Source organism: Stenotrophomonas maltophilia (assembly GCF_039555535.1).
In the GTDB taxonomy this organism is placed as follows: Bacteria; Pseudomonadota; Gammaproteobacteria; order Xanthomonadales; family Xanthomonadaceae; genus Stenotrophomonas; species Stenotrophomonas maltophilia_Q.
In genome coordinates this window covers 3,096,519-3,117,801 of the sequence record NZ_CP154630.1, presented here as the reverse complement: position 1 = coordinate 3,117,801, position 21,283 = coordinate 3,096,519, and the positions used below count along the sequence as shown (strand labels likewise).

Here is a 21,283-nt window from a genome sequence, read left to right as displayed (position 1 = left end):
GCCGTGGAGACGATCAATCGCAGGCGATTCCTGGCCCTGGCCGGCCTGTCCGCTGCCGGTGCCTGGATGGGCACGGCACACGCGCTGGCCGCGCAGGCCGATGCCACCGCGCTGAACCCGCGCAACCTGCTGGCCAAGCCGCGCTTTGCCAGTACACCCTTCACCCTGGGCGTGGCCTCGGGTGATCCCTCGGCCGATGGCATGGTGCTGTGGACGCGCCTGGCGACCGAACCGCTGGTGTTCGGCGGTGGCATGCCGACCCGGCCGATGGTGGTCGAGTGGCAACTGGCGGCAGACGATGGCATGCGCAAGGTGGTGCGCCAGGGTTCGGCAATGGCGCATCCCGAACTCGGCCACGCCGTGCACGTGGAGCTGGGCGGATTGGCGCCCGGACGACCCTACTGGTACCGCTTCACCGTAGGCGGCCACGCCAGTGCGATCGGTTGTACCCGCACGCTGCCCGCAGCCACGGCCGCAGTGGATCGTGTGCGTTTTGCGGTGGCTGGCTGCCAGCACTACGAAGAGGGCCACTACACCGCGTGGCGGCGCATCGCCGAGGAACCGCTGGATTTCGTCTTCCACTACGGTGATTACATCTACGAAGGCGAAAGCCAACCGGGCCTGCGGAAGATGAACGGCCAGCCGTTCACCAACCTGCGTAATCATGTCGGGCCGCAGACCTACACGCTGGACGATTACCGTCGCCGCTACGCCCAGTACAAGAGCGATGCCGACCTGCAGGCCGCGCATGCGTCGGCACCGTGGTTCGTCACCTTCGATGACCATGAGGTGGACAACAACTGGGCCGGTGCCGAAGACCAGGATGACACGCCCAGCGAAGTGTTCCTGCTGCGCCGGGCACAGGCGTTCCAGGCCTACTACGAGAACATGCCACTGCGCCGTTCGGCATTCCCGCGCGATGGCCACATGCAGATGTACCGGCGCGCACGCTACGGCACACTGATGGATCTGCACCTGCTCGACACCCGCCAGTACCGGAGCAAGCAGGCGAACATGGCGCTGCGTGAGGACGTGGAATCGCCGGAACGCAGCATTGTGGGCGCGAAGCAGGAGCGCTGGCTGTTCGATGGTCTGGCCGATGTCGCACCGCGCTGGCACACCATCGCCCATCAGGTGGCACTGGGCAACTACATGCGCGAGAATGATGGCATCGTGCAGTCGTCCGACGATCAATGGTCGGGCTATCTGGACAGCCGCCGGCGCCTGCTCGATCACATCCAGAAGGTCGGCTTCGGCAACGTGGTGACCGCCTGTGGCGACGCGCATCGCCACTATGCCAGCGATCTGGTGCAGGACCACCGTGACTCAGGGGTGATCTCCAGCGAGTTCCTGGCCACATCGATTACTTCCGGCGCCGATGGCCAGGGTGTGGATGCGTATGCCAGGAACCAGCTTGCGCACAGCCCCTATCTGAAGACGACCACCGACAAGCGTGGCTACGTGCTGTGCGATGTCACCCGCGATGCGTGGATTGGCGACATGAAGACGCTGGATACCGTGATGCAGCCGAATGGCGCGGTGCAGAGCTGGAAGCGCTATGCGGTGGAGCACGGCCGGCCGGGGCTGCAGGAGGCCTGATCCTACCGGTCTAGCCTGTAGAGCCGAGCCCATGCTCGGCTGCTCTTCGACAACTGACCGGAAAAGCAGCCGAGCATGGGCTCGGCTCTACAGAGATCCTTCAATCGTGCTCGAACCGCAATGGCTCGCTGCCCATCGCCGGGTCGCTGGTGCCGGGGCGTCCATCCTCTGCGCGGCCGGCCAGGCGCAGCACGCTTTCACCCGCGCTGAGCTGAAGGTCGTACCAGCCTGCGGTGGACGCTGCTTCCCAGGCCACCGTGGTCTCGGCATGCGCCGGCACCGCCAGCGCCTGCTCGGGCATGTGCCCGGCATAGGCACCTGCCTGCACGCGCACCTGCTGCGTGCTGTCACCCAGGTTGCGCAGGCGCAGCCGCAGCTGACCATCCGCACGCTCGACCGTGGCCTGGACCGCGGATGCCTTGGCGCTGCCCTTGAAGTGGCGGTGGAAGCCGTTCGGGCCGAGCAACCACAGGTCATAGCGGCCCTGGGCGTCCAGCGGCCAGCGCTCGCGCAGCGGCGTACCGGGCAGCAGCGTGTAGCGGCGTGGCACCGCATCCAGCCGGAGCCGGTCGTAGACATGCAGCACAGCCGCTGCGCCTTCGCAGGACAACGTCAGCTCCACGCCCGCAGCGTCGACCGCAGCGATCGATGCCTGCGGCCGGTAGGGCAGGGCACGCGCCGGTCGTACACCGCTTTCCTGTTTCGCCGGTTTCAGTCCCTCGGGCAGCGCCGGCACGGTACGCCGCGGCAGGGCCGCCGCACGTGCCGCCACCGCGCTGACATCGGGCAGGCCGCGCACGAACGGACGGGTATCACGCTGGGCGAAGTCGAACGCGTTGCTCAGATCCCCGCAGACCGCACGGCGCCAAGGCGAGATGTCCGGTGCGGCCACGCCGAAGCGACGTTCGATCAGGCGTATGACCGAGGTGTGGTCGTACACCTGCGAATCGACCCAGCCGCCGCGGCTCCACGGCGAAATCACGTACAGCGGCACACGCGGACCGAGACCATACGGGCGCCCCCGCAGTTCGGCGGCATCGTACTTCTCGTCGCCCGGTGCGGGATGACGGTGATACTCGCCCTCGGTACTGACCGACGAGGCACCTGCCCATCCACCGTTCACCGGTGAGGGAGGGGCCGGTGGCGGCATGTGGTCGAAGAATCCGTCGTTCTCGTCGAACATCAGCAGCAGGGCGGTGCGGCTCCACACTTCCGGATCGGCGGTCAGCGCATCCAGCACGCGCGCCGTATAAGCCGCGCCCTGGGCCGGGCTGGACGGACCGGGATGTTCGCTGCCGGCGGCATCGGCGATGATGAAGCTGACCTGCGGCAGGCGCCCGTCGAGTACGTCCTGGCGCAGCTGTGGCAGGCCACGGGTGCTGACAGCGCGTGCGCGCAGCTGCGGATCATGCCCGGGTGCCGCGCTGTAGGCACGACGGAACGCCTCGAAGCCGGCCAGCGGGTTGTCGGTGAAGTTGTCGGCCATGTCCTGGTAGATCTGCCAGGACACGCCGGCGTTCTGCAGGCGCTCGACATAGCTGGTCCAGCGGTACGACGCCGGATGCCCGCCGTGTTCGGGGAAGTTGTCATGCGAGTTGGCGATCACCGGGCCACCGGCACGGGCCTCTGCATCGTTGTGGCCGGTCCACAGGAACACCCGGTTCGGGTTGGTGCCGGCCTGCATGGCGCAGTGGTACGCATCGCAGATCGTGAAGGCATCGGCCAGCGCGAACTGGAACGGCAGGTCGCTGCGCTGGAAGTAGCCCATCGAGTGGTTCTGCTTGGCCTTCGGCCATTGCCCCATGCGGCCGTGGTCCCAGGCGCGCTGCGCATCGGGCCAGGTATGCGGCGTGCCTTCCACGCGCATGTAGCCGAAGTGCGCGGCGGTATCCAGCGGGAACGGCGCGATCGCTCGCTCGCCGCTGGCATCGGGCTGCAGCCACAGGCTGCGGGTGCGGCCACCTGCTTGCAGCGCGGCGGCCGGGGCGACGAACCGATCACCGAAGCCACGTACGCCTGGCAGCGTGCCGAAGTAGTGGTCGAACGAACGGTTCTCCTGCATGAACACCACGATGTGCTGCAGGTCTTCCAGGCTGCGCGTCTGCGCGGCAGGGGCGATCGCTGCGGCCCGGGCGATGCTGGGCAGCAGCGGAGAAAGGCCGGCGGCAACGCCGGCCTGCAACAACCGGCGTCGGCCGATATCGGTCACGGGCTCACTCACAGGTCCACGCGGAAGGAGATGCCGACGGTGCGCGGAGCGCCGATGAAGGCGTTGTCGCGGCCGTCCACCCCTGCAAGATACCGCTTATCGGTGAGGTTGCTCACCACCAGGTTGGCACCCATGCCCTTCAGGCGCGGCGACAGGCCCTGCAGGTCGAAGCCGATGTTGGCGTTGAACACCGTGGCCGACGGCAGCTTGTTGACGTTGGCGGCATCGAGGTAGCGCGTGCCCAGGTAGCGGCCGGAGAGGCCGACGTTCCAGTTGGCGCCCTGCCAGTCGGCCGACAGCACCAGGGTGTTCTCCGGCTGGCCGATCACCTTGGCGCCGTCGACGATGCCCAGCTGGGTATCGCGGGCGGCATTGCCACTGCCCAGGTATTTGGAGCGGTTGTAGGTGTAGGCCGCGTTGATCCGCCAGCCATTGTCCCAACCATAGCCGAACGCCGCTTCCAGGCCGTTGCTTTCCACGCCACCGAAGTTCTCATAGACGCCGTCGGTCTCGCCCAGGTAGTCGATGCCGCTGACGAAGCCTGCTGGCAGGTAGACGATGCGGTTGTCGAACTTGATGTTGTACAGCGTGACCGAGGCGGTCAGCGGCCAGCGGCTGATGCGCATGCCTACTTCGATGTTGTCGGCGGTTTCGGGCTCGACGTTGCGGAAGCGCTGCGGGTCGGTCTCGCCAAGCACGCCGGACGGAATCGCGGCGAAGTTCTGCGAGAAGCCGGCGAACAGCTCCATGCCTTCCACGCCCGGCGCCCAGGTGAAGCCGGTGGAGAGCAGCGGATCGGACTTGGAATCGGAGGTGACGTGCTCGCTGGCACCGATCACGCGTCGGCGCGACTGGTCGACGAAGAACTGCTTCACGCCCAGGCGCGCGCTGAACGGACCGAAGCGGGCCACGTCCTCGATGTAGTACATCTGCTCGTCAACCTTGTACTTGTCTTCGAACTGCACCCAGTACGGCTGGTGGTCGAAGTCGATGCTCTGGCCGACATTGAGAAGGCGATGCCAGTCGCGGCGCGCCGAACGGTCCAGCTTCTCCACCCACAGGCCGCCACGGATCGTGTTGTCGACCGCGCCGAAGGTCTGTCGCCACTCGACGTCGGCGGTCACGCCCATGCGGTCGTTGTCGTAGTGGGTATGGCGATACGACTGCGCGCCCAGCACGTTGCCGGCGTAGCAGTTCGGATCATATTCGGCGCTGAAGCCCAGCCGTGGGGTGCAGCTGGCCAGGCGCTGTGCGGCGCTGCCGTCGGGATTGACGAAGAAGATCTGGCCACGGTTGCTGCCGCCGTACACGGTCTTTCCACCGATGTACTCCGATTCGGGGCGGCCGGCACCGTCATCGCTGACCTGTGCCAGGTAAGGTGGCAGCCAGTCGCCACGGCCCTGCATCCGGTGCCCGTAGGCGGCCATCGAGGCCTTGAATCCATTGCCGCCATCGAACGCCGCGCGCAGGTAGCCGAAGGTGTTCTCGCGCAGCGCACGCGAACCGGAGCGGTAGTTCTGGTCCAGGTACGGGATGCCGGTGAGGGTGCCGACCAGGTTGTCGCGCTCCGGGTTGGTGGCGAAGCCCTTCGGCGAAACGCTGGTGTACTCCGGTTCGTCGGCATCGTTGTAGGACAGGTAGCCGGTCAGCGTCCAACGGTCCAGTTCGGTGATGAACTTGCCGGCGATGTGGTCGTTGCTGGCGTGCCCGGTGCCGTCGATCCAGTCGTGCACCTTCGACGAGGAGGCGCTGACCCAGGCGCGGCTGTGGCCGCCGAGCAGGCCGGTGTCGTAGCGCACGTAGTACTTGCGCGCATCGTTGTCACCGGCGCCGACCACGAAGCGCAGGCGGCTGTCCTGCAGCGGGTCGCTGGTGAGGAAGTTGAGCGTGCCGCCCAGCGCCTCGTTCGAGCGTGAGGAGATGTCGGCGGTGCCCTGGCTGACTTCCACCGTCTCCAGGTCGAGGGTGTCGATGTAGCGGTTGGCCAGCGAGCCGCCGCCGTAGCCCGAACCGCCGTTGGGCAGGCCGTCGATGGTGGTGCCGATCTGCTGCGTATCGCGGTTGGTGACGAAGCCACGCATGCTGATCTGCGTGCCCCACACCGACGAGCCGGTGGCATCGGCCTCGCTGACCACCACGCCGGGTACTTCGTTGAGCGCATCGTTGACGCTGCTCATCACCGTCTGCCGGTTCAGCGTTTCCGCGCGTACCGAGGTCTTGGCGTAGCTGGTGGCCTGGCCGATCACCTGCACCTGGTCCAGGGTACGGGCATCCGTGCTGCGCGCCTCGGCCGCGTCGCCCTGCGGTGCTTCGGCCAGGGCGTCCAGTGCAGGGGCGATCAGCAGGGCAAGCAGCGAAACACGGGGAAAGCGCGCAATCGTTCGCATCGAAACCGGACCTTCAGCAGAGGGAAGCCCCGGAGTGTCGGCAGCGCCAATGACATCGGCATGACGTGGCCGCGCAACTACGATGGCACTGTGGGGCCGGTCACGACCTTCGGGTATGCTCGGCGCTTCAATGGACCTGAGGTGGTGGCGATGCAGATGCGATCGAAGATCTGGCTGAGGGGTGCGGCCCTGGTGCTGCTGGCGGGGTGCAACCGCACGCCGCCAGACGAACAGGTGGCGCGGGCGGCGCCACCGACGGCGGGCGAGACCGCGGTGCCGGCCGTCACGCCAGCGGGATCTTCGGCACCTGCCGAGGGCGCGGGCCTGACCGATCGCGATGGCAAACCAGTACCGCAGGTGCCGTTCGATATCGCCAGCGTGCCATTGAGTGACGCCGTGCTGGGCGAGCTGCCGTTCTTCAGCCTGCCGCAGGGCTACGCGCCACAGAACGCCCCGCACCCACGCGCCTGGGCACGCTTCCCGTTCCGCATGGGCGACGGCGTGCACTGGGTGGAGGGGCCGAGCTGGTCGGCACGCATCGTTGCAGACTCCCAGGGCGCTCCCGACAAAACGTTCTCTGCACTTGAAGTGCAGCGCAATTTCGATGGCGTGATCACCGCCGCCGGTGGCCGCAAGGTATTCGAAGGCACGCTGCTGCGCGACATCTACTACGGCCCGCAGCTGGAAGGCGAGATCGGTGGCGGATTCATCGATGCGGTGAACGGTGAACAGGATGCGCCGACCACGGTCTACGTACTGCGCCAGGCTAACCGCAACGTCTGGGTGCAGCTGGAAGTGGACAGCAACGGCGCCGGCCTGGTGGTGGTGGATGAAGTGCCATTCAAGGCCACCGCACAGTGGCTGGAGACCTTCCCGCACCTGTCGCTGCCCGCCGGCTATCGCGACCGCAACAAGGCCAAACAGCGTGACTTCGATGCCTTCCCGTTCTGGACCGGCGATCATTTCGAGCAGGTCGAGGGCCGCATCTTCGCTGCCGACTTCGACAAGGGCGAGCGTGAGTACTCGATGCATGAAGTACGCCGCAACCTCGAAGCGATGATGGAGCAGGCAAAGGGCACCAAGGTGTTCGAGGGCCGTATTCCGCTCGAGGCCGCCGAGGGCGTTTCGAAGCAGGTGCAGTCGGCCTACAGCGAATCCGCAAGCTACAACTGGAACAACTACGACAGCGTGGTCTACCGCGTGGACCTGGCCGACGGCCGCCAGGTGTGGGTGCACGCGCGGCTGGAATACCTCAGTGCCGGCTGGGTGGTTGCCGAGCGCAAGGGATTCGCCCAGACAGCGGCGCTGCTGCCGGCCGATGCGCTGAAGAAGAAGCTCGACAGTGATGGCCGGGTGGCGATCCAGGTCAACTTTGCCACTGACAAGGCACAGATCCTGCCAACCTCCGAACCGCAGCTGGCGCAGGTGCTGGACCTTCTGCGTGGCGATCCTTCGTTGAAGCTCTCGATTGAAGGCCACACCGACAACAGCGGTGCCGCAGCACACAACCGCACCCTGTCGCAGGACCGTGCGACGTCGGTGGTGGCCGCGCTCACCGCCCAGGGCATCGCGCCCGACCGCCTGCAGGCAGCCGGATTCGGCGCCGACAAACCGTTGGCCGACAACGGCAGCGAGGACGGCAAGGCGCGCAACCGCCGGGTCGAGCTGGTCAAGCGCTGACCCGCGGCGTGCTCAGTACCGCGCGTCCTTGGGTTTCGGGTCGCGCGGCCAGTCCTTGGCCTTGTTGGCGAAGTCCGGACGCGGCTGGTTGATGAAGTAGCTGGCGATGTCCACCGCATCCTGGTCGGGCATCACCTGCTGCCCGAGCGGGGGCTCGCGGGTCACTGCCGGTGGCATGTTGTGCTTGACGAAACCGGCGGCCTTGTAGAGGCGCGCCATGCCGGCGCCGATGTTGAAGCTGTGGTCGCCCCACAGCGGCGGGAAGGCGGTGTCACCGCTGGCGTCGCGCCGGCCTTCGCCGTTGTCGCCATGACACGCCGCGCACTGCACGGCGTACAGCGCCTGGCCACGGTTCGGGTCCGGGGTCAGCGTGCTGTCGATCGGTCCTTCGCTTGGCGCGGCGACCTTTGCACCGTCTGGTACAGGACTGCTCAGCCACGCCATGTAGTCGAGCATCGCGCGCATCTGCGGCGCGTCCTTCGGCAGCGGCTTGCCGTTCATCGAACGCTGCAGGCAGCCATTGATGCGCTCGGCCAGCCCGATCACCTTGCCCGGGCGAGGCATGTAACGCGGATAGGCACCACCGCCGGTGTTGAAGTAGTGGTTGCCGAACGGTCGCTTGCCTTCGGCCATGTGGCACGAATTGCAGTTCAGATCGTTGCCGACGTTGTCCGGCAGCAGCCGCGCGGTTTCGTTGAGGAGGCGGCGACCGAGCATCACCGATTCGGCATTGCCCAGCCCGGCGATCTCTTCGGCGCTGGGCGCGTGGTAGTGGCCGACCACCTTGCCCTGCGCGTCGAGGATATCGATCGTGCTGGCCACGGCGGCATCCAGGTCCGGGTACAGGTGGCGATAGGCAAGGGTGCCAGCAGCGGCCAGCAGCACCAGGGTGATCGCGCTGCCGATCAGCAGGCGGGAACGTCTGCGCGAACGCTTCATCGTGCGGCCTCCTGCGGAACGTAGTGCACCGGCTTGTCGCGCACCACCCGGCGCATCCGCGCCACGTCGACCTCGCTCACCGCGCCGGCCTGGTTGCCCCAGCTGCTGCGGATGAAGGTCAGGATCTGTGCCAGCTGCGCGTTCGGCAGCTGCTCGAAGCCGGGCATGGTGAAGGCCATGCGGTCATGCGGCGTATGCGGCGTGCGGCCGCCGATCAGGGTCACCTGCACCAGCGAACTGGGATCGTCAGCGAACACGATCGAGTTGCCGGCCAGGGCTGGATAGACGCGCGGCATGCCGCGGCCGTCGGCGCGATGGCAGGCCTGGCAGTGCTCGGCGTAGGCGAGCGAACCGGCCACGCGGTAGTCGCCGCTGCGCAGTGCGGCGGTGGTCGTATCGGTGCCGGGCGACCACTGCGCGCTACGCCCTTCGCGGGCGGGCAGCTGCTTGAGGTAGCGTGCCATCGCCAGCAGGTCAGCGTCGGACAGGTACTGCGTGCTGTGCTCCACCACATCGGCCATGCCGCCGAAAGCCGCCGAACGATCGGTGCGGCCGGTGCGCAGGAAGTCGACGATCTCGCCTTCGTTCCAGCTGGCCAGGCCGGTCGATTCATTGCGCAGGTTCTTCGCATACCAGCCTTCCAGCACCGAGCCGGACAGGAACTGGCGGCTGCCATCGTCGGCCATGGCCTTTTCCTGGAAGGCCAGGCCGCGTGGCGTATGGCAGGCACCGCAATGGGCCAGGCCTTCAACCAGTTCAGCGCCGCGCTGCTGGCCGGCATCCAGCTTCGGATCCGGGCTGAAGCTGCGTGGGCGCGCGAACAGCAGCTGCCACCAGGCCAATGGCCAGCGCATGTTGGCCGGCCAAGGGATGGTGCTGTCGGCGTTGTCCTGTTTCACCGGCTGCACCGAGCCCATGAAGTAGGCGTACAGCGCCTTGACCTCGGCATCGCTGGCGATCACATACGAGGCGTACGGCATGGCTGGATACAACGGCTGGCCATCGTGGCGGATGCCACGGCGCACCGCGCGTTCGAAGTCGGCGTAATCGTAGGCACCGATGCCGGTCTGCGGATCGGGCGTGATGTTGGTCGAGTAGATCGTGCCCATCGGCGTCTGCATGCCGAGGCCACCGGCGAACGGCTTGCCGCCCGGTGCGGTATGGCAGGCCGCGCAATCGGCGGCGCGCGACAGGTACTGGCCCTGCGCGATCAGCGTCGGGTCGTGGATATCGACCTGCGCCGTCTGCCGCGGCGCAAACCAGTAGGGCGTGGTGCGGGCGATGCCGTAGGCGGCGGCCAGCGAGGCGGCCAAGGCAATGGCGAGCTTGAGCGAGGTGCGCATGGTGGCACTGTGGAGATTCCCTCGCGCGCGTTCATTGATCCGGATCAATGACTGAACGGATACAGCTTGTACACCAAGCTGAATCGTTCCTGCGTTGTCATCAAGCCGTCATCCATGCGCGATAGATGGCCCGCGCCCGCGCGCTAACCTGCCACGCTGTCGCACCTTTTCCTCGATTGCCCATGAAGCGCCTGCTGCTGTTGTTGCTGGCGTGCGCCGGCCTGTGGCTGGCTGCATGCTCTTCCTCGATCAACGCGTCGTCCACCTCGCTCGCCGATCGGCTGATCGCGCCGGGTGGCGTGTCGACCCTGCTCGATCGCCCGCGCATCGCCGCGGCCATTGCCGAACTGCCCAACCGCCATGGCTTCGCACCGGGTCGCGATGGCGTGCCGATCTTCTGGCGCGTGTTCGACCCGGGTGATTACGGCGCGCGCTACCGCTACCTGCCGCAGCGCCACGAGAACGGCCTGCCGCTGGACACCGGGCTGAGCCTTGCGGTACCGCAGCCGTTCCGTGCGCAGGCGCCGCGCGGCACGGTGGTGCTGCTGCACGGCTGGATGATGAACGGTGATTCGATGTTGCCGTGGTCGCTGCAGCTGGCCGAATCCGGCTACCGCGTGGTCACGCTCGACCTGCGCAATCATGGCCAGTCCGGTGCGGGGCCGTCCGGCTATGGCACCTACGAATCGGACGATGTGGTCGATGTGATCAGCGAACTGCGTGCACGCGGCGAAGTGACCGGCCCGCTGTATCTGTTCGGCGTGTCGTATGGCGCGGCCACGGCGGTGTTCACCGCCGACAAGCTGGGGGACCAGGTGGAAGGCGTGGTGGCGATGGAATCGTTCGCCAACGCCGGCGTGGCCATCCGCACGATGATTCCGCACCTGATGGGGCTGCAGCCGGAAGGCCTGAAGGCGCAGGCGGTGGCCTCCTACGCGCGCTGGCGCTATGGCGGCCAGGACATCAACCAGGTGATCGCCGCCGCCAGCCGCCGCATCGACGTCGATCTGGACCGTGTGGACGTGGCCCGCGCGCTGGCCGATACCCGCGCCTGCGTGCTGTTGCTGCACGGGCAGGGCGACCAGCACATTCCGGTCAGCCAGGGCCGCGAGTTGGCCCTGGCCAACCCGCGCGCGCACTACATCGAGATGCGCGGCGAGGACCACATCACCCTGCCGCTGCGGCTGGACCTGCTGGCCGGCGTGGTCGACGACTGGATGGCGCGCGACGAGCACCACCCGAAGAGCGCCTGTCCGGCCCCGCAGCTGCCAGCCCAGGCCGAGTGGCTCACCCACACCTGAAAAGGGGACGGATGAAAAGGGGACGGAGGGAATTAAGTCGTTTCCCGCACACCTGCGTTGGAAACGACTTAATTCCCTCCGTCCCCTTTTTGTGTCAGGGCAGGCGTTGTGCCAGTGCGCGGGCGGAGGCGGCTACGCCGAGCAGCAGGGCGGCCACGCACAGGAAGGCGAAGCCGAGGCTGGTGGCGTGAGCCAGCGCACCAATGGCTGCCGGGCCGGCGAGGATGCCGGCGTACCCCAGCGTGGTGACCGCGGTGATGGCGATGCTCTCCGGCATCACCCGTTGCTGGCCGGCCATCGAGAACAGCGCCGGCACGATGTTGGCGCAGCCCAGCCCGACCAGCACGTAGCCGGCCAGTGCCACCGGGAACGACGGCACCAGCGTGGCCAGGCTGAAACCGGCCGCTGCGGTGATGCCGCCGATGACGATCGTGCGGGTACGGCCGAGGCGCTCGACGATGCCATCGCCGAACAAACGCATCGCGGTCATTGCCAGGGTGAACACCGCAAAGCCAGCCCCGGCCTGGTCGCGCGGCACCTGTCGCACTTCGGCCAGGAACACCGCGCTCCAGTCCAGCATCGAGCCTTCGCCGAGGAACACCACGAAGGCCAGCACGCCGATGAACAGCACCACGCCATGCGGCAACGCCAGCAACGGCCCCTCATGCAGGATCCGTTGCGGGCGCCAGTGCGGCGCCGAGAGCGCCGCCACCAGCAGCAGTGCCGTCACCGAAGCCAGCGCGGCCATCCACAACGGTGTTCCAAGCACCAGCAGGCCGGTCATGCAGCCGGCGCCGACGAAGCCGCCGATGCTGTAGAAGGCATGGAAGCCCGACATCATCGGCCGCCCGGCGTCGCGTTCGACGGCCACTGCCTGCATGTTCATCGCGCAGTCCAAGGCGCCGACGCCTGCACCGAACACGAACAGTGCCGCCCCCAGTGCCAGTGGCGTCGGTGCCAGTACCAGCAGGGGCAGGGCGCACAGCATCATCGCGCAGGTGATCACCATTACCCGGCGGCAGCCCAGCCGCCCCGTCAATGCGCCCGCCAGCGGCATCGCCAGCAGCGAGCCGAGGCCGAGGCACAGCAGCACGGCACCGAGGCTGGCATCGGACAGCCCGGCCTTGGCTTTGGCGTAAGGCACCATCGGTGCCCATGCAGCGGTGGCGAATCCGGGAATGAAGAAGGCAGCACGGGTGGCGTGCTGCTGGGCACGTGGGGATGAAGGCGTCATGCGCGGCGCGAAGCTCCAGGGAATCGCCATGAAAACGGTTCCAGTCGGGTTCGGCAAGTGCCATGCATGACATCGGACGACGCATACGATTGCAGTGACCCGATTGCGTCACCAGTGATTAACGCCATGCACGGACAGTGGCTGCACGGTTGGCATCCCGCCGGCCGCTGCCGGAGACCTGTTCATGAGCACGACACCGACCATCCTCCTCGTCCATGGATTCTGGGGCGGGGCCGCACATTGGGCCAAGGTGATCCTGGAACTGCATCGCAATGGCCACGACCGCGTGCAGGCGGTGGAACTGCCACTCACATCGTTGGCTGACGACGCAGGGCGCACCCGGGAAATGATCCGTCAGATCGATGGACCGGTGCTGCTGGTCGGCCACTCCTACGGCGGCGCAGTGATCAGCGAGGCCGGCAACGAGGCCAATGTGAAGGGCCTGGTCTACATCGCCGCCTTTGCTCCCGATGCAGGCGAGAGCCCCGGCGGCATCACCCAGCAGCATCTTCCGGAAGCGGCGCCGAACCTCGCCCCGGACAGCGACGGCTACCTGTGGCTGCGTGCCGACAAGTTCCATGAGAGCTTCTGCCAGGACCTGAGCGACGACGAAGGCCGGGTGATGGCGGTGACCCAGAAGGCGCCGCTGGCCAGCACCTTCGGCGATACGGTGAGCGACCCTGCATGGAAGCACAAGCCAAGCTGGTACCAGCTCTCCCGCCATGACCGCATGATCGCACCGGAAAACCAGAAGGCCATGGCCGGACGGATGCAGCCCAAGCGCCTGCTGGAGCTGGATGCCAGCCATGCCTCGCTGGCATCGAAGCCCAGGGAGGTCACCGCGTTGATCCTGGAGGCCTGCGCCGCCATCGGCGGTTGAGCCCCAGCAGCACAGCACGACGGCACGCTGCACGACAGCCGGGGCGCAGGGGAGTACACTCCTGCGCCTGCGGCTGTCCGGCCGCGTTCCCATCCTGCCTCCAGCCGCCGCCAGAGGATCCCACCCGATCGTGGAGGTCCTGTCGTGCTGTACGTGCCCGTTGTCCGTCTTCCGTCCTCATTGCCGCGTCGCCGCCTGCTGCCGCAGGTGCTCGCGCAGAGCCTTCTGATTGCATTGTTGGGCAGCAGCGCAATGGCTGCCGCGCAGTCCGCGACCGAACCGGACAAGGATCGCCAGGCACCCGCCTCGCAGACCCTGCAGACGGTGCAGGTCACGGCCAACCAGCTGGGCACCATCACCGAAGGCAGCGGCGCCTATACGCCGGGCACCATCGCCACCGCCACCCGCCTGGTGCTGACGCCGCGGCAGACTCCGCAGACCATCAGCGTGATCACCCGTGCCGAGATGGATGACTTCGGCCTGCACGGCATCGATGACGTGATGCGGGTGACCCCTGGCATCAGCATCGTCACCTACGACAGCGAGCGCACCGAGTACTACGCACGTGGCTTCGCCGTGCAGAACTTCCAGTACGACGGCATCCCGATGTCGCGTGACTCGGCCTACTCGGCGGGCAACACGCTCAGTGATACCGCCATCTATGACCGCATCGAGGTGCTCAAGGGCGCCACCGGTCTGTTGACCGGCATGGGAGATCCCGGCGCGACCATCAACCTGGTGCGCAAGAAGCCGGGCAAGGACTTCGCCGGCAGCGCGACGCTGGGTGTGGGGCGCTGGGATGACTACCGTGCCGAGATCGATGTCGGCGGCCCGTTGACCGCCGATGGACGCGTGCGCGGTCGTGCAGTGGGCGCCTGGCAGGACAAGCATTCCAATCTCGATTACTACCAGCGCACCAGCAAGGTCGGCTACGCGGTGCTGGAAGCCGATCTGGGCGAGCGCACGCTGCTGACCGTGGGTGGCGATGCGATGGACAGCGACCCGAAGGGTTCGACCTGGGGCGGCATTCCGCTGCTGGACAGTGCCGGCAACTTCAATGACATGCCGCGTTCGTTCAACAACGGCACCCGCTGGAGTGGCTGGCGCCAGTATGTTCGCACCGGCTTTGCCACGCTCGAGCACACCTTCGCCAACGACTGGGTGGCCAAGCTGCAGCTCAACCACCAGGTCAACGGCTATGACGCGGCGCTGGCGGGTGCGGCCGGTGGCAATCCCGATCCGGTCACCGGCGAAGGCGTGTCGTTGTGGCTGGGCAAGTACGTTGGCAAGACTGTCAGCAACGCGGCCGACTTCTACCTGAGCGGTCATTTCGGCCTGTTCGGCCGCGAGCATGAGCTGGTGGTCGGTGGCAGCGCCTCGCGCAAGCGCTGGACCAATACCGGTTACGCGCCGCAGCCCGGCTATCCGACCGAGGTGTCCGATTACCGCGCATGGCAGGGCGACATTGCGGAGCCGCAATGGCAGCGCAGCTACGACAACAATGAAGTGACGCGCGAGAATGGCGTCTATGTGGTCGGTCGTTTCGACGTGGCCGATCCACTGAAGGTGATCGTGGGTAGCCGCCTGGCCAGCTACCGCTCGCCGGGCACGCACGAGACGGGCGTGTTCGTGCCATATGCCGGTGTGGTCTATGACCTTGGCGAGCACTACTCGGTGTATGCCAGTTACAGCACCATCTTCAAGCCGCACAGCGAACGCGACGAGCAGGGCAAGGCGCTGGATCCGCTGGAAGGCCGCAGCCATGAGGTGGGCCTGAAGGCCGAGTTCCTCGATGGGCGCTTCAACGCCAGTGCGGCGCTGTTCCAGCTCGACCAGGACAACTTCGCCCAGCCCACCGGCGGCAAGACACCGGACGGGCAGGATGCCTATCGCGCCCTGATGGGCGTGCGTACCAAGGGCTACGAGCTTGAGATGTCGGGCCAGCTGGCCGAGGGCTGGCAGGTGCAGGGTGGCTTCTCGCACAAGATCGCCCGCCAGGCCGGTGCCAAGGTCACCACGCTGGAGCCGGAAAACCAGTTCAGCCTGCACACCAGCTATCGCCTGCGTGGCGACTGGAAGGGCCTGACGCTGGGCGGTGGCGCGCGCTGGCAGGATTCCACGTTCGGCGAGATCAGCAACCCGGCCACCGGTGCGCAGGTCGTGCATCGCACCCAGCCGTACTGGCTGCTCGATGCGATGGCGCGCTATGAATTCAACGATCGCCTGTCGGCCACGCTCAACGTCAACAACCTGCTGGACAAGCGGTATTACACGATCTTCAGCTGGTACAGCACCTATACCTGGGGCGAGCCGCGCAATGTGCGGTTGAGCTTGAATTACAGGTTCTGACACCGGTCCTGTAGAGCCGAGCCCACGCTCGGCTGGCTGCCAACCGCAGCCGAGCATGGGCTCGGCTCTACAAAGACGCCCGCGATGCGTGATGGCATCGCGGGCGCTGTCGTTACAGCGGCAGGTCGAACACCAGCACTTCGGCGTCGTTGCCGTTCTCCAGGGTCAGCTGCGCTTCGTCGCTGACCTGCAGCGCATCACCGGCTTCCAGGGTGATGCCGTTCACCTGCAGCTGGCCACGCGCCACCTGCACGTACGCGCCACGACCGTTGCCGAGAGCGTGGTGCAGCTTCTGGCCGCCATCGAGAATGGTGGCGAAGATGCGGGCATCCTGGTGGATGCGCAGCGAACCGTCGGCACCGTCCGGCGAAGCGATCAGGCGCAGCTGGCCGCGCTTGCTGTCCGGCGTGAAGTGGGTCTCCTCGTAGGACGGCGCGATGTTCTCCGCATCCGGGAAGATCCAGATCTGCAGGAAGTGAACGGTCTCGTCGGCCGAGTGGTTGAACTCGCTGTGGGTGACGCCGCTGCCGGCGCTCATGCGCTGCACGTCGCCGTAGCGCAGCACCGAACCGGTGCCCATCGAGTCCTTGTGTTCCAGCGCACCGCCCAGCACGTAGGAGATGATCTCCATGTTGCTGTGGCCGTGGGTGCCGAAGCCCTGTCCGCCGATCACCTTGTCTTCGTTGATCACCCGCAGCGGGCCGAAGCTGACGTAGCGGGGGTCGTAGTAGTTGGCAAAGGAGAAGGTATGGCGCGAGGACAGCCAGCCATGCTCGGCCAGGCCACGGGTAGCGCTCTTGCGGATCTGCAGCATGATGGAATCTCCTTGTTCGATGGTTTCGATGGGGCGGGGTGGGTCGGTAGCCGCTGTGTTTCCCCGTTGGAGAGAAGTATCCGCTTGCGCCCAGGGTTTGAAAAACGGATAGTTTTGACAGCCATCATCGAAAAATTCGAATGCTCAAGCTCAGCCTCGATGCCCTGCAGATCCTGGACGCCATCGACCGCCGCGGCTCGTTTGCCGGCGCCGGCAAGGCCCTGCACAAGGTGCCCTCGACCATCTCCTACACCGTGGCCAAGCTGGAGGAGGACCTGGGCGTTCAGCTGTTCGACCGGGTCGGCCCGCGCGCCGAGCCGACCGAGGCCGGCCGCGCGCTGCTGGATGAAGGGCGGCATCTGCTGCGCGCCGCACGCGAGCTGGAACTGCGGGTGCGCCGGGTGGCGTCGGGCTGGGAGACCGAGCTGACCCTGGCGGTGGACTCGGTGTTTCCGACCTGGCTGCTCGGCCCGGACATCGCCGCGTTTCGTGAGGCCGAGGCACCGACCCGGTTGCGGCTGATCGGCGAGGCGCTGTCCGGCACCTGGGAGGCCCTGCTGGACCGCCGGGCCGACCTGCTGGTCGGTGCACCGGGCGAGGGCCCCAGTGGGGGTGGCTACGTGGTCGAGCCGCTGGGCACGGTGGAGTTCGTGTTCGCGGTCGCGCCCGATCATCCGTTGGCTGCAGTGCCGGGTGTGCTGGGTCGCGAGCAGCTGGTCGAGCACTGCGCGATCGCCGTCTCCGATTCGGCGCGACGGCTGCTGCCGCGCACGGTGGGCCTGTTGATGGGGCAGGAGATGCTGACGGTGCCCGACATGGCCAGCAAGCTGAAACTGCAGTGCGAAGGCGTGGGCTTCGGTTTCCTGCCCGAGCCGTGCGCGCGCGCCGCGGTCGCGCGCGGCCAGCTGGTGATCCGTGAGGTGGAGGAGCACAAGCCGGAAGAAACCTTCTGGCTGGCCTGGCGCACCGGTGAGGACGGCGCCGCGTTGCGCTGGTGGCGCGAGCGCCTGCGCAGGCCGGAGCTGCTGTCGCAGTGGTGGCAGGCAATGGCCAGGGGGTAGGGGTTTGGCAGGGCTGCGCCCTGCACCCGCCGAAGCAACAGCTATGGCCGAAGCAAAAGCAACAGCAACAGCAACAGCAACAGCTGGTTTCCTGAGGGATGGCGGGGTGGGTCCGGTTGCGGGAGACGCCGTAAACCCGTCCATGGGGGCTTGGCCGCGGCATCCATGCCGCGGACACTCCCGCAACCGGACCCACCCCGCCTTCGACAGTTTCCGGCGATCTGTCGGTGCTGGTGCGATCGGTGGGTGTCGACCTTGGTCGACACAGTAGATCCACGCCATGCGTGGATGCTCTTCGATCAATTGTCGAAATATTCGAACTCGAACTCGAACTCGATGGAGATTCATCCACGCATGGCGTGGATCCATCAGATCGCGGAAATCTGTCAGAGGTGGGGCGGCATGGGCAGGCAGGACCGTTGGCGGCATGGATGCCGCCATCGAGCCCCCATGGATGGGTTTACGGCGTGTCCTGCCTGCCCATGCCGCCCCACCATCCCTCGGAATGCCAGCTGTTGCTGTTGCTCCGGCCGTGGCTTCGGCAGGTGCAGGGCGCAGCCCTGCCGAAAAACACACATAAAAAAAACAGCAGGCCGAGGCCTGCTGTTTCGGTGTAATGGTGCGCCCGGAGAGATTCGAACTCCCGACCGCCTGGTTCGTAGCCAGGTACTCTATCCAACTGAGCTACGGGCGCCAATTACATAAACTTGTTGTGTTGACTGTGTATGGTGCGCCCGGAGAGATTCGAACTCCCGACCGCCTGGTTCGTAGCCAGGTACTCTATCCAACTGAGCTACGGGCGCGCGGTACACAATCAATTTACTACTTAATTTTACTTCATTTCCAGCGGCGGATGCTGGAAACCTGTCGAGTGGTGCGCCCGGAGAGATTCGAACTCCCGACCGCCTGGTTCGTAGCCAGGTACTCTATCCAACTGAGCTACGGGCGCCCTGCGACAGGAGCGGAATTATGCGGATGTCGGCGCGCACCGTCAACAGTTTTGTGAAAATTTTCATCCAACTGAATGAAAAAGCTGTCAGCCACGGCGTCCGGGGCCTTCAGCCAGGCGAAGTGATCGGCGTGCGTACCCAGTTCCTGCGCGGACAGCACGCGCAGCTGCGCGACCACATTCGGCAGTTTCGCCAGCAGCGTGCGCATCGATCCGGTCGGTGCCAGCCAGTCATGTTCCATCAGCACCGCCTGCGCGCTGCCATGCACGCGCGCCATCTGCGCGTCGAGGTCTTCGTCCATGCCGACCGCGGCGTAATGGTTGTTCAGGCCGACGCGCGCCCAGTCGGCGATCAGGCCGCGCGCCTCGGTACCGCCGAAGCCAAGGCGACGACCATGCAGGACGCCCTGGCGTTGCGCGATCCACGGCAGGAAGCGGTAGACCAGCGGCAACAGCCAGCCCCGCGGTGGCGGGAAGCTGCGCCAGAACGGTGAGCCGCTGGCGGCCAGCCATAGCCGGTTGAAGTGCTGCGGATTGCGGCCTGCGTGCACGCAGGCCAGCTGCCCGCCGAGGCTGTGGCCGCCGATGATCCAGGGCAGGGCGCCAGCCTCGTCATCCGCTGCAGCCAGAACGGCCTGGCTGCCCGGCAGATCCTGTTCGAGTACTTCCCGATAGCCCCAGTCCCGCGTGCGCGATGGCCGCAGCGAACTGCTGCCGTTGCCGCGCCACTCATGCAGGTAGACCGCCACGCCCTTCGCCGCCAGTGCCTGCGCCAGCGGCAGGTAGTGGCGCGCAGCCACGCCCAGCGCGGGCAGCCACAGCAGGCGCGCGATGGGCTGTGCGGGCACGCAGGCGATCACTTCGTAGCGATGGCCGTCGTTGCACTGCACGGCGAGGATGCGCGGCGTCAGGCTCATGCGTGCGGTGCCGCGCCGAAATGGTCGAGCACCAGCACTTCGCTGCGGCCCGGCGCATAGCCTTGCTGCAGCCCACGTGCGATGTAGTCGATGCCGGCTTCGCAGGCATTGGCCAGGCTCAGGCCATTGCACAGCTGCGCGGCGATGGCCGAGGCCAGCGTGCAGCCGGTACCGTGCGCATCCAGTGGCAGGCGCGCATGGATGAATTCTTCGCTGCTGACGCCGTCGAAATAGCGGTCGATCACGCGATTGCCTTCCTGCAGGTGGCCGCCTTTCAGCAGCACCGCGCCCGCACCAAGATCGAGCAGGGCGGAGGCCGCCTGCTCAGCGTCTTCGCCGTTGCTGATCTTCCGGCCGACCAGCAGTTCTGCTTCCGGCGTGTTGGGGGTGATCAGCGTGGCCAGCGGGATCAGGCGCTCACGCATGGCCTGCAATGCGCTGTCTTCCAGCAGGCGTGCGCCGCTCGTGGCGACCATCACTGGGTCCAGCACCACGTGGGGCGGACGATGCTTCTCCAGTGCGTCGGCGACGGCGTTGATCACTTCGGCGTTGGCCAGCATGCCGAGCTTCACCGCGTGGATGTCGAAGTCGTCGAAGCAGGCGTCCAGCTGTGCACGCAGGAAGTCGATCGGTGGCACATGCACGGCGGTCACGCCGCGGGTGTTCTGTGCGGTCAGCGCGGCGATCGCCGAAAGGCCGTGCACGCGATGTGCGGCGAAGGCCTTCAGGTCGGCCTGGATGCCGGCGCCGCCGCCGGAGTCGGAGCCGGCGATGGTGAGGGCGGAAACGGGAGTGGTCGGGCTCATCAGGCGATTGTGCCGTGGTCCTGCAGGGGAGGGTAGATCCACGCCATGCGTGGATGCCTTTGATCCGTCAGGCGGGGTCAGATCCCTTTTTCGCAGGAAAAGGGATCTGACCCCCGGGCGCCCGCAGCGCGACCCTCAATGCCGCCAACGTGCCCACTGCTGGTACAGCACATAGCCCAGCCCGGTCAGGCCGGTCAGCAGGGCCGGAGCGAGCAGGGCGTCGTATTGCCAGCGTACGAACAGCCAGGCGCCGATGACACCGCCGGCGAGGAAGCCGCTGATGATCAGTCCGCTGAGGGTCAGGCGCCGCACCTGCAGCGGCAGCCCGCGCAGCAGGTGGCCGAGGCCGATGCCAAGGTCGGTGAACATGCCGCTGAGGTGGGTGGTGCGCACCACCGCGCCACTGAAGGTGGTGGCCATCGCGTTCTGCAGGCCGCAGGCCATGGCGGCGGCCAGCGCGCCCCAGATCTGCTGTTGTTCAAAGAGCGGAATGGCGATCAGCAGCAGCGCCGATTCCAGCGCCAGTGCCACGCCATAGCGCCGGCCCAGTTGCAGGGCGCTGTCCTGGATCAGCAGGCCGCTGAGCATCGCGCCCAGCGAGAACGCGATCAGCAGCCCCCACAGGTGCCCGACGGCGCGCCAGTCCCCCTGGGCCAGTGCCATGCCGAGCTGGCTGGTACTGCCGGTCATGTGACTGACCGCCTGGTGCTCGAAACCGAGGAAGCCGACCACGTTGACCATGCCGGCTACGCACGAGAGCGCGACCGCACCGATCCAGACCCAGGTGGGCAGGCGTATTCCCATCGGCGGGGCCC

General features: G+C 66.8%; 15 protein-coding genes and 3 tRNA genes. 6 read left to right on the top strand and 12 right to left on the bottom strand.

Features of this window, described 5'->3' with window-relative positions; genetic code table 11:
* The first annotated feature begins 3 nt into the window (after positions 1–3).
* A complete protein-coding gene (locus AASM09_RS14365) occupies positions 4–1,599 on the top strand; it encodes an alkaline phosphatase D family protein (protein WP_049428156.1) in 1,596 nt (531 codons plus the stop codon).
* A gap of 100 nt (positions 1,600–1,699) precedes the next feature.
* Here AASM09_RS14365 and AASM09_RS14360 read toward each other — a convergent pair whose 3' ends face one another.
* On the bottom strand, positions 1,700–3,808 hold the full coding sequence (locus AASM09_RS14360) for a phosphocholine-specific phospholipase C (protein ID WP_049428159.1): 2,109 nt from the start codon (positions 3,806–3,808) through the stop codon (positions 1,700–1,702).
* Positions 3,809–3,816: 8 nt separating this feature from the next.
* On the bottom strand, positions 3,817–6,195 hold the full coding sequence (locus AASM09_RS14355) for a TonB-dependent receptor (protein ID WP_049428162.1): 2,379 nt from the start codon (positions 6,193–6,195) through the stop codon (positions 3,817–3,819).
* A gap of 60 nt (positions 6,196–6,255) precedes the next feature.
* On the opposite strand from AASM09_RS14355, the gene AASM09_RS14350 reads away from it, so the two are divergent.
* Positions 6,256–7,875 carry an OmpA family protein gene (locus tag AASM09_RS14350; protein WP_238378627.1) on the top strand — a complete coding sequence of 540 codons (1,620 nt, stop codon included), beginning with the start codon at positions 6,256–6,258 and terminating at the stop codon, positions 7,873–7,875.
* A 12-nt stretch (positions 7,876–7,887) separates the two neighbouring features.
* On the opposite strand, the gene AASM09_RS14345 is transcribed toward AASM09_RS14350, so the two are convergent.
* Both AASM09_RS14345 and AASM09_RS14340 read right to left on the bottom strand, forming a co-directional pair.
* Positions 7,888–8,814: a c-type cytochrome gene (locus tag AASM09_RS14345; RefSeq protein ID WP_049428164.1), complete on the bottom strand. Its 927-nt coding sequence runs from the start codon at positions 8,812–8,814 to the stop codon at positions 7,888–7,890.
* On the bottom strand, positions 8,811–10,157 hold the full coding sequence (locus AASM09_RS14340) for a c-type cytochrome (protein ID WP_049428167.1): 1,347 nt from the start codon (positions 10,155–10,157) through the stop codon (positions 8,811–8,813). The genes AASM09_RS14345 and AASM09_RS14340 overlap by 4 nt, the downstream gene beginning before the upstream one ends.
* Positions 10,158–10,339: 182 nt before the next feature.
* Between AASM09_RS14340 and AASM09_RS14335 the strand changes: the two genes are divergently transcribed.
* Positions 10,340–11,458 carry an alpha/beta hydrolase gene (locus AASM09_RS14335; protein WP_049428170.1) on the top strand — a complete coding sequence of 373 codons (1,119 nt, stop codon included), beginning with the start codon at positions 10,340–10,342 and terminating at the stop codon, positions 11,456–11,458.
* Positions 11,459–11,552: 94 nt separating this feature from the next.
* On the opposite strand, the gene AASM09_RS14330 is transcribed toward AASM09_RS14335, so the two are convergent.
* A complete protein-coding gene (locus tag AASM09_RS14330) occupies positions 11,553–12,692 on the bottom strand; it encodes an MFS transporter (protein ID WP_049428188.1) in 1,140 nt (379 codons plus the stop codon).
* A 184-nt stretch (positions 12,693–12,876) separates the two neighbouring features.
* Between AASM09_RS14330 and AASM09_RS14325 the strand changes: the two genes are divergently transcribed.
* Together AASM09_RS14325 and AASM09_RS14320 are read left to right on the top strand one after the other, a co-directional pair.
* Positions 12,877–13,572 carry an alpha/beta hydrolase gene (locus AASM09_RS14325; RefSeq protein WP_049428171.1) on the top strand — a complete coding sequence of 232 codons (696 nt, stop codon included), beginning with the start codon at positions 12,877–12,879 and terminating at the stop codon, positions 13,570–13,572.
* 144 nt (positions 13,573–13,716) lie between these two features.
* Positions 13,717–15,921, top strand: coding sequence for a TonB-dependent siderophore receptor (locus AASM09_RS14320; protein WP_080354986.1), 2,205 nt, complete (start codon positions 13,717–13,719; stop codon positions 15,919–15,921).
* 112 nt (positions 15,922–16,033) lie between these two features.
* Here the strand turns inward: AASM09_RS14320 and AASM09_RS14315 are convergent, their stop codons facing one another.
* Complete coding sequence (locus tag AASM09_RS14315) at positions 16,034–16,735, bottom strand: pirin family protein (RefSeq protein WP_049428172.1); 702 nt, start codon at positions 16,733–16,735, stop codon at positions 16,034–16,036.
* Between the two features lie 140 nt (positions 16,736–16,875).
* Here AASM09_RS14315 and AASM09_RS14310 point away from each other — a divergent pair, with 140 nt between their 5' ends.
* Positions 16,876–17,796: a LysR family transcriptional regulator gene (locus AASM09_RS14310; protein ID WP_100443621.1), complete on the top strand. Its 921-nt coding sequence runs from the start codon at positions 16,876–16,878 to the stop codon at positions 17,794–17,796.
* 617 nt (positions 17,797–18,413) lie between these two features.
* Here the strand turns inward: AASM09_RS14310 and AASM09_RS14305 are convergent.
* From AASM09_RS14305 to AASM09_RS14280, 6 genes are all read right to left on the bottom strand, one after another.
* Positions 18,414–18,490, bottom strand: a tRNA-Arg gene (locus AASM09_RS14305).
* Positions 18,491–18,522: 32 nt separating this feature from the next.
* Positions 18,523–18,599: transfer RNA gene (locus tag AASM09_RS14300), tRNA-Arg, on the bottom strand.
* A gap of 69 nt (positions 18,600–18,668) precedes the next feature.
* Positions 18,669–18,745: transfer RNA gene (locus tag AASM09_RS14295), tRNA-Arg, on the bottom strand.
* A complete protein-coding gene (locus AASM09_RS14290) occupies positions 18,736–19,662 on the bottom strand; it encodes an alpha/beta hydrolase family protein (protein ID WP_049426725.1) in 927 nt (308 codons plus the stop codon). Before AASM09_RS14290 ends, AASM09_RS14295 begins: the two co-directional genes overlap by 10 nt.
* Entirely contained in the window at positions 19,659–20,468 is an 810-nt protein-coding gene (gene thiD / locus AASM09_RS14285; protein WP_100443620.1) for a bifunctional hydroxymethylpyrimidine kinase/phosphomethylpyrimidine kinase, read from the bottom strand. Before thiD ends, AASM09_RS14290 begins: the two co-directional genes overlap by 4 nt.
* Positions 20,469–20,603: 135 nt before the next feature.
* Positions 20,604–21,272, bottom strand: a complete 669-nt coding sequence (locus tag AASM09_RS14280; RefSeq protein WP_049430678.1) for a YoaK family protein — start codon at positions 21,270–21,272, stop codon at positions 20,604–20,606.
* Between the last annotated feature and the right edge of the window lie 11 nt (positions 21,273–21,283).

Excerpts from the sequence above, each read along its gene's own strand:
- AASM09_RS14280 (WP_049430678.1), bottom strand. The coding sequence starts at position 21,272 with ATGGGAATACGCCTGCCCACCTGGGTCTGGATCGGTGCGGTCGCGCTC.
- AASM09_RS14335 (WP_049428170.1), top strand. The coding sequence starts at position 10,340 with ATGAAGCGCCTGCTGCTGTTGTTGCTGGCGTGCGCCGGCCTGTGGCTG.
- AASM09_RS14340 (WP_049428167.1), bottom strand. The coding sequence starts at position 10,157 with ATGCGCACCTCGCTCAAGCTCGCCATTGCCTTGGCCGCCTCGCTGGCC.
- AASM09_RS14290 (WP_049426725.1), bottom strand. The coding sequence starts at position 19,662 with ATGAGCCTGACGCCGCGCATCCTCGCCGTGCAGTGCAACGACGGCCAT.
- AASM09_RS14325 (WP_049428171.1), top strand. The coding sequence starts at position 12,877 with ATGAGCACGACACCGACCATCCTCCTCGTCCATGGATTCTGGGGCGGG.
- AASM09_RS14310 (WP_100443621.1), top strand. The coding sequence starts at position 16,876 with ATGCTCAAGCTCAGCCTCGATGCCCTGCAGATCCTGGACGCCATCGAC.
- AASM09_RS14345 (WP_049428164.1), bottom strand. The coding sequence starts at position 8,814 with ATGAAGCGTTCGCGCAGACGTTCCCGCCTGCTGATCGGCAGCGCGATC.
- AASM09_RS14315 (WP_049428172.1), bottom strand. The coding sequence starts at position 16,735 with ATGCTGCAGATCCGCAAGAGCGCTACCCGTGGCCTGGCCGAGCATGGC.
- AASM09_RS14330 (WP_049428188.1), bottom strand. The coding sequence starts at position 12,692 with ATGACGCCTTCATCCCCACGTGCCCAGCAGCACGCCACCCGTGCTGCC.
- thiD (WP_100443620.1), bottom strand. The coding sequence starts at position 20,468 with ATGAGCCCGACCACTCCCGTTTCCGCCCTCACCATCGCCGGCTCCGAC.
- AASM09_RS14350 (WP_238378627.1), top strand. The coding sequence starts at position 6,256 with ATGACGTGGCCGCGCAACTACGATGGCACTGTGGGGCCGGTCACGACC.
- AASM09_RS14355 (WP_049428162.1), bottom strand. The coding sequence starts at position 6,195 with ATGCGAACGATTGCGCGCTTTCCCCGTGTTTCGCTGCTTGCCCTGCTG.